Here is a 15791-nt window from a genome sequence, read left to right as displayed (position 1 = left end):
CGAGGGTTCCTCAAATTGATTTTTATTTGTCTCTACTGCTCCACTGCTCGGGAGAGCCTAGATGTTCTTTGAAGAAGTCCGTCAAATAGCCGGACGTAAGAATTTCCGATGTAATGAAGGGCTTGGGCTGACCCGGTACGTACAGGACATTGACGGGAACACTGGAGCGGTTTAATTCCTTCAATGCACTGTCAATGTTCGGATTCGGTCTGGTTTTATCCGCACGGAGCAGCACAATGCCATATTCCGCCATCATCTTTTTGACATCCTCCGTATAGGCCATTTTTTTATTAACCTGACACGTCAAACACCAGCGTGCGGTAAAGTCGACAAAAACCGGATGTCCTGCATTTAAGGCTTCTTGAACGGCTTCCGGAGACCATGTTCCCCATTCCGAGGTATTCACATTCACCGCAGGCACATCAGCCGGAGAGGCATCATCCTGATGAATCGGCATAGAGAACCAAATGCCGGTTGCAGCAACGATGATGGCGACCGCTCCGCCAATCAGACGCGTCCGCTTACTCTTGTACATCGGACACCATCTTCCATAGATCCAGCCGGAAGTACAGAAAGCAACAAGTCCGATCATGGCATTCAACAACAGACTGGAATCCGTGAAAAAGCCCATATACGTCCACAACAGCCAGGCAGCGGCAGCAAAAAGGAAAAAGGACAACCCCTGCTTGAAGGACTCCATCCAGGCACCGGGTTTCGGCAAATATTTCACCAACCCGGGGAACGCGCCAAGAATCACATAGGGGAAAGCCATCCCAAGCCCCATGCAGGTAAAGGCCAGCCACATGCCTAGAGAAGGCAATGCCAAAGCCGGAGCAATGGCTGTCCCGAGGAACGGTGCGCTGCACGGAGTCGCCACGACGGTCGCCAGCACTCCAGACCAGAATGAACCGGCGTAGCCCTTGCGGTTTTGCAAGTCATTGCCGACAGCTGTCGCCCCAACTCCGATTTCAAAGATACCGAACATGCTCATGCCCAAAATCAGCATCAACAGCATCAGGGAATAAATCACCCACGGCTCTTCCATCCAGAATGCCCAGTTAATCGTTTGTCCGGTTCCCTCCAGCCCGGATTTCAATACAATGAGAAGCAATGTAATTGCCCAGAACGACGCTACCACGCCAACGACAAACGCCATGGCATGGGTAAACACTTTGCGGCGTTCTCCCCCACCCAATTGGACAAAGCTAAGCACCTTCAAGCCCAATACGGGGAAAACACACGGCATCAGATTCAAAATCAAACCTCCCAGGAAGAGCAAACCGCAGATTACCAATAATCCGGGATCATCTTCCCCGGCAGGAGCGGCAATCCCCCGGGCATTGGCTGCAATCGGAGATACAGCAGAATTCCCGGAAGCAGGAATCTGTTGTTCCGCAATTGCCTCCCCCCGAGCATTTGAAACAGAGGGCGCATCAACCAAGACTCCTTCACCATCAATTGCCAAAACCCCCTTGAGAGAGGAAACCGGAAGAAGAGCCCCATCTTCACCCTCATTGGAATTAGGATAGAGGGAATCTTTATTCATATTCCTCTCCATTTCCAACGTGTAGCTGCCGTCAGCATTTTTCTTCCATACCTGCTCTGCCGTCGGCATGATCTCTCCCGTCAGAGAAAAGAAATAAACAGGTTTTCCCTCCGGAAGAGTGACATTTGCCGCTAACTTCACACACAGGAAAATCTTCTGACCATCAACGGAACAGGTCGCCTGCAGTCCGCGAGCCCAAACCGGAGGCTCAAGACCGACAATGCCTTTGACCAGAGAAGAGGCATCGGACGATTCACGACCATCGCCCCGGCTGAGAGAAAGAGTCAATTCCTTTGATTCCGGCGACAAACATTGGCCGTCGCGGCAGGCCTGCCATGTCATCTCCACAGACAAATCCACCTTGTCCGGAGCATCGGCACCCGGAGTCACAACGAAAGCGGCACGAGGAGAGGAATAACCATAGAACACGCCCAAGTCAGATGCAGAACGAGTGGGCACAGCCCAGAACGGCCCTTTAATATCGAACCCCGGCACAGGCTTCATCACAGCCTCCACGGGCAGACCTACCGTCCCGGGATTTGTAAAATAGGCGTGCCAAGCATCGGCAAGTTTGATTTCAGAGACAACGACAAAAGGTTTGTCACTGTAAGACTCTACCGTCGCTCCGATTTTCACTCCAGCCATAGGGGAGTCACCCCCATCCTGCATTCCCTCCATGCCCGGTAAGCTCATTCCTCCCGGCAACCCGGCGCCAAGTCCGGCACCGTCAGCGCCGCTGTATCCGCAACATAGGAGCGTTAACAAAACGATCCATTTTTTAAAAAACAATTTCATGAACCGTTTTTAGCAGAATTACCACCTTTGACAATCTTTTGAGAGTTGCACAAGCCCGCGGAGGGTATAGAATAGTGACATGGTCAAAACAATTACACGCTATGAAGGCAACCTTCGGTGTTCTGCGGTTCACGAACCTTCCGGAGCACAGGTTTACACGGATGCCCCCCTCGACAATCATGGCAAGGGAGAAAGCTTCTCCCCAACTGATCTCGTCGGAGCCGCCCTTGCCGGTTGTATGAGTACCATCATGGGTATCGTCGCCGAAAGAAAAGGACTTCCGATTGAAGGCATGACGGTAGAAGTAGGCAAACACATGAATGCCGATCCCCGTCGCATCGGTAAACTGGAAGTCACCATCACCGTACCGCTGCCACCCGACCATCCTGATCGCAGTGCCTTGGAAAACGCCGCTCTGACCTGTCCGGTCAAAAAGAGCCTTCATCCCGACATCGACATCCCGATCACCTGGAACTGGATCGGTTGATATCATAGCCGCGATTTTATCATCCAGAGCCGTTTCCCCTCCTTTTCCGAGGGAAACGGTTCTGTTTTTTCCATTGTTTCCATGGATGCCCGAACGAAAAAACCTCTGCCGATAAAGAGGAAAAAGCCGCCCACGCCATTCATGGACACAGAAATATGTTTTTGGACTCGCCTAGAGGCAAGCCAAAGTCTAGGATAGTTTCACACAGTCCTCTTCACATGTCCGGTAAATTGACCTACAAGCAATCGGGAGTGGATACGAAAGAAGCCGCCTCATTCGTATCCGCCATCAGTGCACACGTTAAGCGTACTCAAAAACACCGCAAATTGCACCAGGCTTTCGGCCTGTTTGCCGCTGCCTACGATCTGAGTTCCTACAAGGAACCGGTAATCGTAACCGGATGCGATGGCGTAGGTACCAAAACGGAAATTCTCTTCGAAATGGACATGCCCGAAACGGCAGGCAAAGACCTCGTTGCCATGAACGTCAACGACATCCTGACGACCGGAGGCGATCCTCTGCTCTTCCTCGACTATCTCGGCATCTCCAATGTAGAAAAGGAACGCACCCGCATCACCCGCCTCGTTGCCGGAATGTGCGATTACCTCGAATCCTGTAACTGCATCCTCGCTGGCGGAGAAACAGCCGAAATGCCCGGAGTTGTTCCGGAAGACATCGTAGAACTCTCCGGTTTCTGCATCGGATGCTGCGAAAAAAGCCAGATGATCGATCCGACGACCGTCCAACCCGGCGATGTCTTTGTCGGCTACAAATCGGACGGTTTCCATGCCAACGGTTGGAGTCTCGTCCGCCGCGTTCTCGAAAGCAATCCCGACGTCGTCAACGAAGAAGAACTCCGCGCCATGCTCGCGCCGACTCGCCTCTACCATGACGTTGTCGCCGACATGCGCAAACTTGGCATCACCCCCAAAGCCTATGCGCACATCACCGGTGGCGGACTGCCGGAAAATCTGGAACGTTTCCTCGGCGATTTCGGTGCCGACCTGACGATTCCCTACTGGGACAACGCCCCCGTTCAAAAAATCCTCCAATTCGTTGATGACAACGACCGATTCAATACCTTTAACATGGGTATCGGCTGGATCGCCATCGTCAGCCCCGGAGACGTGGAAGCAGCGCTCTCGGCAGGTCCGGGCGGCACAGTCATCGGGACCCTCAGGGAAGGAGCCGGCATCACCGTCAAAGTTGCCGACAACAAGTAAAAACGTTCCTCTCAATAAGACCTCAAGGTATTTACTTCGATGAGCGACTTCTTGAAACACGAATGCGGCATCGCCGCAATCCGCCTCCTTAAACCTCTCTCTTATTTCCAAGACAAGTACGGTTCCTGCCTCTGGGGCTTCAACAAGTTGTTCCTCCTCATGGAGAAGCAATACAACCGCGGACAGGACGGAGCCGGTGTCGGTTGCGTCAAACTGAACATGCCCCTCGGCCAGCCTTACCTGTTCCGTACCCGTGATGCCAGCAAAGACGCCCTGCCCAATATCTTCAACGGGCAGATTAAAAAGCTCAACAAAAAATCACGCAAGGGACAGCTCGACCTGACCGATGCCGAGGCAGTCAAACGTGAATTCGACTACGGAGGTGAAATCCTCATGGGGCATCTGCGCTACGGCACCTCCGGCGTATTCGACGAAGGTTCCTGCCATCCCTACCTGCGCCGCACCAACTGGACGACACGCACGCTCATGGTACTAGGTAACTTCAACATGACCAACGCCGGAGAGCTCAACCAGCGTCTCATCGCCCGTGGACAGCATCCCGTCTTCGGCACGGATACCCAAACTGTTCTTGAAGAAATCGGCTACCATCTCGACGAAGCCCACAACGAACTCTACCGCAAGTACCGGGAAGAAGGCATCCCCGGCCCGGAAATTCCCAAACTGATCTCCGAATACCTGAACATCCCCCAGATTATCCGTTCCTCCGCAGAAGCCTGGGACGGCGGTTTCACCATTCTCGGAGCCATCGGCAACGGCGACTTCTTCTGCCTGCGCGATCCTCACGGCATACGTCCCTGCCACTATCTCATTACGGACGAATACATCGCCGTCGCATCGGAACGTGTCCCTCTCATGACCGTTTTCGAAGTAGAAAACGAACAAGTCCAGGAACTTCCCCCTGCACACGTCCTCACCATTGAGTCCGACGGCAGGTATGCGATCTCTCCCTATACAACGCCTCTGGAACCGACTCCTTGTTCCTTCGAAAAAATCTACTTCTCACGCGGCAACGATCCTATTATCTATCGGGAACGCAAAGCCATGGGTGCAGCGCTGACTACACGCGTCGTCGAATCCCTTGAAGACCATTTCGACAAAGCCGCCATTACCTACATCCCCAATACGGCGGAAACAGCCTACTACGGCCTTCTGGAAGGGTTGAGACTCTACCGCCGTAAACGAGTACACAAAATCCTGCTCGATTCATTCAACAACGGTACAATCACGGAAGAACTTCTGGACACGGCCATCCTCAAACGCTGGCCGCGTGGTGAAAAAATCGCGCACAAGGACATTAAGATGCGCACCTTCATCACACAGGAAAAAGGTCGCGCCCAACTTGTTTCCCACGTTTACGATCTGACCTACGGCGCCGTCGGACCGGATGACGTCCTCGTCGCCCTCGACGATTCCATCGTCCGCGGTACGACCCTCCGCAAATCCATTCTACGCATTCTGGGCCGTACCAAGCCCCGCAAGATCGTCATTGCCTCGACAGCCCCTCAAGTCCGCTACCCGGATTGCTATGGCATTGACATGTCGGAACTCGGCAAATTTATTGCCTTCCAAGCTGCCATTTCCCTCATCAAACAACGCAACATGGGCATCCTTCTGGATGAGGTCTACCAAGCCTGTAAAGAAGAACTCACCAAGCCCAAAGAAGAACGGCGCAACTGCGTCAAAGCCATCTACGCTCCGTTCACCGAACAGGAAATCACTGAAGAAATAACCCGTCTGGTTACCCCGCACGATGCCCAATGTCCCATTGAAGTCATTTTCCAGACAATCGAAGACCTCCACAAGAGCATCGAAGGCCCCTGCGGCGACTGGTATTTCTCCGGAGACTATCCGACTCCGGGCGGCTATACGACCGTCAACGTAGCCTACATCAAGTGGTTCCTGGGCGAGGATGGTCGTGCGTATGACCTACCTCTTTAAAAAGAAAGATTGCCCTTACAGCAATCTTTCATGCATATTCTCCGGACAATTATATTACCTATGAACAGTTCTTGCTCCATAAAGGATATGGACGATGTCCAGCTCGTCGAACTTGCCAAAAATGGCGAGTCCCGTGCTTATGACGAACTGGTCAAAAGACACAGCCGCAAGCTGCACTCCGTCCTCTATCAGATGACGGACAGTTACGACGATGCCTACGATATTGCCCAGGAAGCTTTTGCCAAGGCCTATCGTTCCCTCCGCTACTTCAACGGACAAAGCGCCTTCTACACATGGTTGCATTCCATCGCATTGAACCATGCGAGGAATTTCCTGAAAAAAAGGAACAAACGTGCCATGTACAGTCTGGATGACGATGAGTACGGTTCCCACGAAGAGAAGGACATGTCCATGGCGGACGACTCCAACGGCTCCGATCCGGAGAAAGTACTTCAAATGACCGAATTGAAGGATAAAATCCGTGAAGCCCTTCTTAAACTGTCCGATAAACACCGTGAAATCGTCGTCCTCCACGATGTCCGGGGACTGAGCCATTCCGAAATCAGTGTCATGCTTGGCATCTCCGAAGGAACCATGCGTTCCCGCCTTCATTACGCCCATAAACAACTCCAAGGGATTTTATCTGAATATCTCGAATAAAAAAATATATCTTTTTTGAACACGACGGGCTTGGAAACTGTCAACTTATCCAGTTGTGATGCATTCCGTCCCCTTTGGTATCTATCCAACAATAATTCAACAAAATTCCCGACATGGATCAAAAAGCAAATATTTCCCGTGAGGATCAGCTTGTCAAGATGCTGGCAACACTCCGAGCGGAAGTCCCATATCCGGACGATTTCGAAGATCGTTTCCTGAATGACTTTCAGAAACGTAGTTCTTCCGAAATCGTTCGTCAATCGTCCTTCGCCCTTTTCAAAGAACATATTCACGCATATTTTCAGAACTTCAATGGTTGGAAATGGGCTTATGGTGCCATGGGAACTTGTACGGCGCTCATTGCCTGTGCCATTGTCTTCTCCTCGGAAGGCGATCCCGGCCCTGCAATTTACGGTCCGGGCGATAGAGGAGCCAGTACCCCTGTGAGCCTTGAACAGCCAACGCTGATCATTGAAAACGTTCCATCCAATCAGAGAGATCTCCAGGATACGGAACAAAAAGAAAAGGTCCTCCCGATAACCAGGCAACTGGCTGATTTCTAATTCCGGCCAACTTACTACCCCATCCGGTGACATGAGACATATTTTCACCATTGCATTGGGATTACTATGCGCTCAATCAGTCGCCTTCGCAACGAATAGATCCTTCCGCTTAACGTGTACCGGCGAGCATGAGCAACCTTCGGTTATATCCACCAATGTCGTTCTCATCCAGAAAGACATTGCAGCGGCTCTGATCTCCCGTAAGGAAGACCTTGCGTTGCAAATGGCATGTGAGTTTTCGATTTCACCTCAAGACCGACAGGAAGAAACCATCCCATGTGATCTCCTGTCCAACAGAAGCAGATTGGGCCTGACCTTGTTCAGGCTCTCATCCCCTCCTCCCGGAGATCAGATCGTCAAAACAACCTCCTCTTCCGATCTGAAACGGGGTGATGCAGTGGTTTTTTATGACAAAGAAGGGAATGAAATCGACGGAGTTTATATCGGGGAGGAACATTACCATTCCGGCATCAGTTTTATCATTCCGCTTTGCCGTGTTCAGTTTCCCACAGGCCAGATACGCCCAGACCGCGGACAAGCTTGTTTCACGCCGCAGGGAACTTTTGTTGGATTTGTCATGACCAGCCTGTCGCACGACACAGGAAGCTATTATCTTCTCCCGGCCCAATTCGTATCCTTTTTCGCGCAGCACCCAGCAGCGGATAGAATTCGGCTCGGTTGCCAAATGGATGTCAACTGCTGTACTCCTGAAGTCGTGCAAGTCACTCCCGGTGGGCCGATGGACAAAGCCGGCGTACGTCCCGGCGACATCATCATCTCTTTCAACGGCAAGTCCATCAACAAATACAAGGATTTCCTCAATGCAATTCATTACATTGGAGATGACAAACCGATTAGCATCAAAGTTATCCGGGGGACGAAAATACTGACGATCGACAATATCGTTCCCGATATCCAGAGAATAAAGCGGTAACCCCGGTTCTGTTTTTCCAGGAAGGAAAAGAGCTCATCCATTCCGATTCAGGATATTTTCCTATTGCTACCAACGATACATGCTTGATCACGGTAGGCGTTGCCACTACAAAAGAAGCCATGCTTCAAATCGTCTTCAATGAGATAAGCGCCGCTGAAATCTCTCAAATCCCTACCTTGGAACAACTGGATCTGCTCGGAGAATTCCAAGTATCGGAATCGACACTCCAAAATCTGGCTGGCACGTCATTCGGAATAATCGAACACGATGGCAAATCATTGTACCGTTTCAGAGCTAAAGATTACCGCATTTACTTCGAAATTCTGGATGGTAAAGTCGTCGTCCACCGCGTCTTGGATAAAAACAGTTTCTCGGATTTCCTCTTCCGTTCCAAGCTAAGCAACGTCAACGAAGATGAAATTTTAAAAGAATCCAAAACGTTCTGGAAATTGATCGAAGAAGGGAAAAACGCCCAGCGCAAATAATCACAATCCGAAACAAATTTCCATATCTCTCTTCTCAAGGCTCTTCATTTGAACAATGAAGAGCCTCATTGTGTCGTAACATCATGGAGAACCGGAAACCTTTGATTACCCCTCATTCCCACCCTCGGGAAATAGCCAGAATGTGCAGCCAGTTTATATCTCCCTTCCGTATCACGGACGGAAATGGCTTCCGCCTTTCATCCTACGATCCGGGAGATACAGGCCCGTTCCGGAAAAATCAGAAAAAGGCCCTCATGGAAAGGTTGGAAAATGGAATCAGCTACATGGGATCCCTTCAGGAAGTATTCTATGCCAGCGCTCGCCATTCCCTGCTCATCGTTCTCCAGGCCATGGATGCAGCCGGTAAAGACAGTACCATCAAACATGTCATGAGCGGTGTCAACCCTCAAGGTTGCCGAGTAGATTCCTTCAAACAGCCATCCCATGACGAACTGGCACACGATTTTCTGTGGAGAACGACCCAATGCCTGCCCAAACGCGGCATGATCGGAATATTCAACCGTTCCTACTACGAAGAAGTACTTGTCACCAAAGTCCATCCTGAATTACTGGAAGAAGAAGGCTTCTCCCCTGGCAAAGCTGATGGGAAATTCTGGAAGGATCGCTACAAATCCATCCGTCACATGGAGGAACATCTTTCCCGCAACAAGACGCACATTATCAAATTTTTCCTCCACATCTCGCCCGAAGAACAGAAAAAACGCTTTCTGGATCGCTTGGACATCCCGGAAAAAAACTGGAAATTCTCCCCTTCCGACATCCGGGAACGCGTCTTCTGGGACGACTACCAAAAAGCGTTTGAATCCATGATCACGCACACTTCGTCCAGCAATGCCCCATGGTATATTGTCCCGGCCGACAACAAATGGTTTGCACGTATCGTTGTCCTCACCGCCATTGTTGAAAAACTCGCATCCCTTCGCCTTGAATACCCCGATCCGTCAGCTGGTGAAAAAGAAAACTACCCACTGTATAAAAAGACTTTAGAAGAAGAAACAACAACAAAACCGTCGCAGGGTAAAAAGAAATCCACCACACAAAGTTCACGTCCCGGGAAGAAGAAAAAATAATCTCCCTTTTTTTCATTGCATACGATAAAAAATGTTCCATTTGCAACGTATCTATTCTAGATTCCTTTCGGAATTCTCCAACGGCAACTTTTACCCCCTACCCGACCATCATGTTCAAGTCATTTAAAACGGTTCCCCCTTCTTCCACGCCTACTGATACGGATTCCCACGATACGTACCAGCAGCCCTCCTCTCCAGCATGGAACTCCATCCATGATGAAGCTCCCGCTCCCGCACCGGAAGTACCCTCCTTTACCGCACAAAGCCCCATGACCCGGGCTCCCCAGTCCATCACTCGCAACGTACTCAACTCAGATGTAGAAGTTGTCGGTACCCTGCGTTTTGTGGACGATCTGCTGATCGACGGTTATGTAGAAGGCAAAATCTTTTCCGACGGTATCCTAACCATTGGAGAAAACGCGGAAATCAAGGCGGAAATCAATACCAAATCCGTCACAATCCACGGTAAAGTCATCGGTAATATCACCGTCACCGACAGAGTGGAACTAAAAGCCTCCGCAGAACTCGTCGGCGATATCAAGGCAGCCCAGCTCTCAGTCGAAGCAGGAGCCATCTTCATCGGACGTTCCACGGTAGGCGTTCCCTCCACCTCCATTCCTCTTCCCCAAGAACCTGAAATCTCCTCCGTCAAACAGAGCGAATTTACCGTAGACGATATTCCTCCCTCATCCTTCGTCTCTGGCGAATAAGCCGGTTGCGGACAGGAAAACGGAGTTATTTTTCCTCTTTCCATATCTTCATGGTACCCCTCCGTCATCACGGCGCGCAGGGGTACCGTTTTCTTCGGCTCCAACCTTACCGGCCCGCATGAATCATTCATCGACATTCCATCCTATTCCCAGAAAAACGGAGGCTCCTTCCGGCAAGCGGAGCATGACCGATACGGTGCCAAAGACATCTTTTATGGAGACCCTCTCCGCTATAGGGGATACCCCCAAAGCAAATATCTCTCAAAAACCCGTCATCTGTTTTGAATGCGGACGAATTTCCCTCGTTCCGGAAGCCGCCCTTTCCGCCAAATGCCACCACTGCTCCGCATACATCAATCTGGATGACATTGCCATTCACAGCCGATCCTATCGAACTACAGCCCGCACGCGCGGCGATGTCCTCGTCCGGGAAGGAACCCGGCTGGAAGGAATCACGATTGAAGCCCGTCACTTGACCCTCATGGGCAAACTCTCCGGCAACTTCACCTGTTCCGGCACCTGTACCATCAAGGAGGATCAACACATTCAAGGCAGGCTATGCGCCCGGGAACTCATCCTTGAACGCAAAGTCAATGCTACGTTCGTCCAGCCTGTCTCGGTTCAGAATGCTACCATCGCCGGAGTCTTCAATGGAACCTTGAACTGTAAAGAAAAAATCACCATCACACGAACCGGCAAAATCCTCGGCGATGTCAACTGCCCCAACCTTATCATTGAAGAAGGAGGTTCCCACTTCGGCCAGTACTCCAAAACGGTACCCGCATGAACGCCAAACTCCCCATATCCATCCGCGGAGCCAAGCAGTTCAATCTCAAAAACATTGATATCGATCTGCCCCGCAACTCCCTGATCGTCCTGTGCGGACCGTCCGGATCCGGAAAATCGACCTTGGCCGTTGATACGCTCTTCGCCGAATCCAGAAGACGTTTCCTCGACTGCCTTTCATCCAAAATCCGGCAATCCATGACTCAGCCGGACAAACCAGACGCGGATTCCATCACCGGCCTCCCTCCTGCCCTCTGTCTGGAACAATCCCCCGGCCTTTACGGTCCGCGCTCTCTCTTGGGTAACATCACGGAAATCATCGACTATCTTCGTGTCGCATTCGCTGCAATCGGCATTCCCCACGATCCGGATACCGGTCGCGAACTTATCCGCATGACGTCAGATTCCATCGCCGAAGCTCTTCTGGCCAATCCGGCAGGAACCCGCCTTACCCTCCTGTCCCCCGTACATTCCGGTTTCCTGTCCGGAGAAGAATCGGATGTGAAGGATACCCTGAGGGACTTCCTCAGGCAGGGATTCCTGCGCGTCATGTGGGACGGAGAAATCCGCGACATCGACGATATTCTGACCGGAGCCCTCAACAGCGCACCGGAACATCTCTCCATCGTCATCGACCGCATCATTCTACGCGGCGAGGAATCCGCCTCACGCCTGGCAGACTCCATGCAAACGGCATTCCGTATCAACCCGGACGAAATCAGTGCCGTTCTTCAGCCACAAGACGCTCCTGCCCGTCATGAATCCTTCTATACCCGATACCGCAATCCGGATACGGGCTTCGTCCTGCCCCAGCTCACCCCCAAACATTTCTCATTCAATTCCCCTCAAGGCTTCTGCCCTGCCTGCCAAGGTATGGGCACGGTGAATGCCAATTCCTCCGGAAAAAAAGCACGCCATACCATCAAATGCCCGGAATGCCGGGGGAGCCGTCTCAATCCCATTGCACGCGCCGTCACCCTCCTCACTGGCAGCAGTGAAGTATCCCTTCCGGAACTCCTGGACATGCCGCTTGAAGACTTTGCCGCATGTATGGCTCATCTGGAAATTCCCGGATTCATGGAACCGGCCATCCGCCAGGTCAAAAACGAAATCGAAAAGAGGACGGGATTCCTCAATTCTCTCGGCCTGGGTTATTTGTCTCTCTCTCGCCCGGCATCTACCTTGTCCGGAGGAGAACTTCAACGAGCCCGGCTAGCTTCCCAGCTGGGAGGAGGCCTCTCCGGAGTTCTCTATATCCTGGATGAACCGACCATCGGTTTGCATCCTGAAGATACGGACAGGTTGATCAAGGCTCTCAAACGCCTCCGGGACATGGGCAACACTATCCTCGTCATCGAGCACGACGAGCAGCTTCTTCGTGAAGCGGACTATCTGGTAGATATGGGGCCCGGTTCAGGTCCTTTAGGCGGTTCCGTCCTCTTTCAGGGGACCTCTTTGGAAATCATGGATGCCCCCCAGTCCATCACCGGCCCATGGCTCTCCGGTTCCAGGCAAATGCCGTCCTTTTCATCAGCCCCCCTCCGGGAATCCCCCTCCGGCCTTGTCTTGAAAGGTGCCCATGCCCACAATCTGAAAAATGTGGATCTCATCCTTCGCGGAGGAACGCTTACCTGCCTGTCAGGCCCATCTGGATCCGGCAAATCTACCCTTGTCATGGACTGCCTGATCCCGGCGTTAAAAGACGCCGACCCCAAAGGCGCCGGTCCCGTTTGGGATTCCCTTGAAGGGGCATCCTCATTTTCCCGTTTCGCCCTCATCGACCAATCTCCCATCGGCCAATCTCCGCGCTCGACTCCTGCTACGGCCACAGGTTTTCTGAACATCCTAAGACCTCTATTTGCCCATCTTCCCCTTTCCCGCCAACGAGGGTACACCGCCTCGCGCTTTTCTACCAATGTACGCGGCGGACGCTGTGAACGGTGCCTTGGTACAGGATTCATCGAAGTGGACATGCACTTCCTCAGCAATGTCATCGTCCCCTGCGACGCCTGCCAGGGCCGCCGCTACAACCGGGAAACCTTGGAAGTCACCTGGAGAGGCAAATCCATTGCTCAACTCCTTGCCCTCAGCGTAGATGAAGCTCTGGAAATCTTCGCCCCCATCCCCAGAGCAGCGGCCATCCTCAAAAGCCTCCAGCGTATAGGCCTCGGTTACATGACGCTAGACCGCCCCTCCTCCACGCTTTCCGGTGGAGAAGCGCAACGCGTTAAAATCGCTACGGAACTGGCCAAAATTCCCGATAATCCCGGAGGACTTCCGCCCAGCCTGTTCATTCTGGACGAACCTACCACCGGTCTCCATTTCCAAGAAGTGGCCATGCTCATCCAGGCACTCGGCGAACTAAGGAATGCGGGACATACCATTTTGTGTATTGAACACAATCTGGACATGCTTGCCGCAGCCGACCTGATGATTGACATGGGGCCCGGCGCCGGGAAAAATGGAGGTATTATCGTCGACCAGGGGACTCCGATCGAAATTGCTACCCGCAATATCTCCCCGACTGCCCCTTGGCTGCGTTCTCGCCTATCGCGCACCACATTTCCGTATTCCTCCGTCCCATCATGAATATTGCAGAGACAACCATCATTACGGCACGTCTGCAACTCGTCCCTCTGACGGAACGTTTCGAAGATGATATCTTCCGCTTTTTCACTCTGGATATCACTGCTTACATGATCCCCCAGCCCACAGGTGATATCAGAGATACCCGGGAATTCATCCAAAACGCGATTACGGCCAGACAAAACGGTACAGATCTCGAATTCGCCATCATCCTGACGGAAACCGGAGAATTCCTCGGTTGCTCCGGCCTCCACGAATACCACACTCCGACTCCGGAATTAGGCATCTGGCTGAAACAAGAAGCACATGGGCACCAATTCGGGAAGGAGGCCATTCTGGGAATCATGGATTTTGCAGCTTCCTGTCTCAACCCCGATTACTTCATCTATAAGGCAGACAGACGCAACATCGCCAGCCGCCGCATCCCGGAATCCTGCGGAGGTATCATGGCTGACCGCTCCGAAATCCGTAGTGATACCGGCAAACAACTCGACGCCATTGAGTACCACATTCCCGTCATGCCCCGCCTCCAATCCTCCCCAAAGCAGAACTGAAACAGAAACGCAAGACAAGCACTGTGCTTTCTCTCATGTTTACCAGCCGCCGCCAAGGGCAAGGGCTAGCTTGACAACGGATTTACGGATATTCTGGCGCATGGAAACAATAGAAACTTCCGACTGCAGCCACGAACTTTGCGCCGTCACCACATTCAGGAAATCCGTCTGCCCGGCCGTGTACAGATCCAGTGAATACTTGGCAGCTTTCTTGTTGGATTCATTCTGCTCAATCAGGTAAGAGAGCCGTTCCTTGCTGGAAGCATAATCAATCAAGGCGCTTTCCACCTCGCTCACAGCCGTAATGAGGACTTTGCGATACGCCTCTCCAGCCCGTTCGGCCGCCACCTTCTGCATCTTGACTCGTTCCCTCAGCTCCCCGCCGCGGAACAAGGGCTGGCTCACATTGCTGCCGAGAGACCAATTGGCGGAATGACTGCGAAACACATCGTCAAACGACCGGGCTCCCGACGAGGCAGATCCCGTCAAACTGAAACGCGGATACAAATCGGAAACGGCAACACCGACATTGGCTACGGCGGCGTGGAGATCCGCTTCAGCGCCGATGATGTCGGGACGCCTCCTCAGCAACTCCGAAGGCAGGCCAATCGGTACCGTCGGCAATTTACCCGTCAATTCCAGAGAAGGAGTAGTCAAGCGTCCTTGCTTCAAATAGGAACCGAGGAGCACGCTCAGTGTATTTTCCATCTCCTTCATGTTGGCCTCCATCACCGGAATATTGCCCTCCGTACTGGCAACCTGGGATCTGGCCTGTTCCAGGTCGAGGGAAGATGCCAGTTCCGCATTTTTGCGTCTCGTGACGATATCCAGCGTCTTTTTCTGAAGTTCAAGTTGTTCCCTGGCAACGCGCAATTCCTCCACCGATGCAATCCATGAAAAATACGTCGTCGCAACCTCTGCCATAAGCGCCGTTTTCACGGACAAAGCATTAGCCTCCGTGGAAAGCAGGGATGCCATTGCCGCTTCCACCGTACGGCGATTGCCGCCAAATACGTCCAATTCCCAGGACACATCCGCATTCAGAGAGAATGATGAGGAAGAAGACCTTCCCCAGCCGTCGGATGTTCCCCGGCCTGCACCGAAGCCGGCACTGGATGAAGGCAACAGGGAGGCTCCCGCTATCCTGGCTGATGAACGGGCTTCCTGAACGCGCATCAGGGCCATTTTCATGTCGGGATTGTTCGACTCGGCTTGCGCCACAAGACGGTTCAATTGAGGATCTCCAAAAATCGTCCACCAGGCAGTCAGATCTTTCAAATTCGATTTCGGAGGAAGCGCCGTCGCCCAGGAAGCAGGCAAACTGCTCTCGGGTTTTGTAAAATCAGGACCCACCATACAGGAGGTCAGCAAGCAGGAGGACAGGCAAATGTAAGAAGCAATTCTCATGGAAT

Annotated in this window: 14 protein-coding genes; 12 read left to right on the top strand and 2 right to left on the bottom strand. The window is 52.2% G+C overall.

Annotated features, from left to right (window positions below; all coding sequences use genetic code 11):
- Nucleotides 1-22 precede the first annotated feature (22 nt).
- The gene (locus QET40_RS07495) at nt 23-2341 is read right to left on the bottom strand and encodes a thioredoxin family protein (RefSeq protein ID WP_280126549.1); all 2319 of its coding nucleotides are present in this window, start codon (nt 2339-2341) and stop codon (nt 23-25) included.
- 79 nt (nt 2342-2420) lie between these two features.
- Between QET40_RS07495 and QET40_RS07490 the strand changes: the two genes are divergently transcribed.
- From QET40_RS07490 to QET40_RS07435, 12 genes are all read left to right on the top strand, one after another.
- The gene (locus tag QET40_RS07490) at nt 2421-2828 is read left to right on the top strand and encodes an OsmC family protein (protein ID WP_280126548.1); all 408 of its coding nucleotides are present in this window, start codon (nt 2421-2423) and stop codon (nt 2826-2828) included.
- Between the two features lie 218 nt (nt 2829-3046).
- Nucleotides 3047-4051, top strand: coding sequence for a phosphoribosylformylglycinamidine cyclo-ligase (purM, locus tag QET40_RS07485; RefSeq protein ID WP_280126547.1), 1005 nt, complete (start codon nt 3047-3049; stop codon nt 4049-4051).
- A 39-nt stretch (nt 4052-4090) separates the two neighbouring features.
- Nucleotides 4091-6010 carry an amidophosphoribosyltransferase gene (locus QET40_RS07480; RefSeq protein ID WP_280132861.1) on the top strand — a complete coding sequence of 640 codons (1920 nt, stop codon included), beginning with the start codon at nt 4091-4093 and terminating at the stop codon, nt 6008-6010.
- 60 nt (nt 6011-6070) lie between these two features.
- Complete coding sequence (locus tag QET40_RS07475; RefSeq protein WP_280126545.1) at nt 6071-6670, top strand: sigma-70 family RNA polymerase sigma factor; 600 nt, start codon at nt 6071-6073, stop codon at nt 6668-6670.
- Nucleotides 6671-6783: 113 nt separating this feature from the next.
- Nucleotides 6784-7233, top strand: coding sequence for a hypothetical protein (locus tag QET40_RS07470; protein WP_280126544.1), 450 nt, complete (start codon nt 6784-6786; stop codon nt 7231-7233).
- Between the two features lie 31 nt (nt 7234-7264).
- Nucleotides 7265-8167, top strand: coding sequence for a PDZ domain-containing protein (locus tag QET40_RS07465; protein ID WP_280126543.1), 903 nt, complete (start codon nt 7265-7267; stop codon nt 8165-8167).
- 83 nt (nt 8168-8250) lie between these two features.
- The gene (locus QET40_RS07460; RefSeq protein ID WP_280126542.1) at nt 8251-8652 is read left to right on the top strand and encodes a hypothetical protein; all 402 of its coding nucleotides are present in this window, start codon (nt 8251-8253) and stop codon (nt 8650-8652) included.
- 83 nt (nt 8653-8735) lie between these two features.
- Nucleotides 8736-9743 carry a polyphosphate kinase 2 family protein gene (locus QET40_RS07455; RefSeq protein ID WP_280126541.1) on the top strand — a complete coding sequence of 336 codons (1008 nt, stop codon included), beginning with the start codon at nt 8736-8738 and terminating at the stop codon, nt 9741-9743.
- 110 nt (nt 9744-9853) lie between these two features.
- Complete coding sequence (locus tag QET40_RS07450; protein WP_280126540.1) at nt 9854-10453, top strand: polymer-forming cytoskeletal protein; 600 nt, start codon at nt 9854-9856, stop codon at nt 10451-10453.
- A 118-nt stretch (nt 10454-10571) separates the two neighbouring features.
- Nucleotides 10572-11240: a polymer-forming cytoskeletal protein gene (locus tag QET40_RS07445; RefSeq protein ID WP_280126539.1), complete on the top strand. Its 669-nt coding sequence runs from the start codon at nt 10572-10574 to the stop codon at nt 11238-11240.
- Nucleotides 11237-13828, top strand: coding sequence for an excinuclease ABC subunit UvrA (uvrA, locus tag QET40_RS07440; protein WP_280126538.1), 2592 nt, complete (start codon nt 11237-11239; stop codon nt 13826-13828). The genes QET40_RS07445 and uvrA overlap by 4 nt, the downstream gene beginning before the upstream one ends.
- A complete protein-coding gene (locus QET40_RS07435; protein ID WP_280126537.1) occupies nt 13825-14379 on the top strand; it encodes a GNAT family N-acetyltransferase in 555 nt (184 codons plus the stop codon). The genes uvrA and QET40_RS07435 overlap by 4 nt, the downstream gene beginning before the upstream one ends.
- A gap of 39 nt (nt 14380-14418) precedes the next feature.
- Here QET40_RS07435 and QET40_RS07430 read toward each other — a convergent pair whose 3' ends face one another.
- Nucleotides 14419-15786 carry a TolC family protein gene (locus QET40_RS07430; protein WP_280126536.1) on the bottom strand — a complete coding sequence of 456 codons (1368 nt, stop codon included), beginning with the start codon at nt 15784-15786 and terminating at the stop codon, nt 14419-14421.
- Nucleotides 15787-15791 lie beyond the last annotated feature (5 nt).

It is taken from the genome of Akkermansia sp. N21169 (assembly GCF_029854675.1).
Taxonomy (GTDB): Bacteria; Verrucomicrobiota; Verrucomicrobiia; order Verrucomicrobiales; family Akkermansiaceae; genus Akkermansia.
The sequence above is the reverse complement of the archived record's forward strand: the minus strand, read 5'-3'. Positions and strand labels throughout refer to the sequence as shown.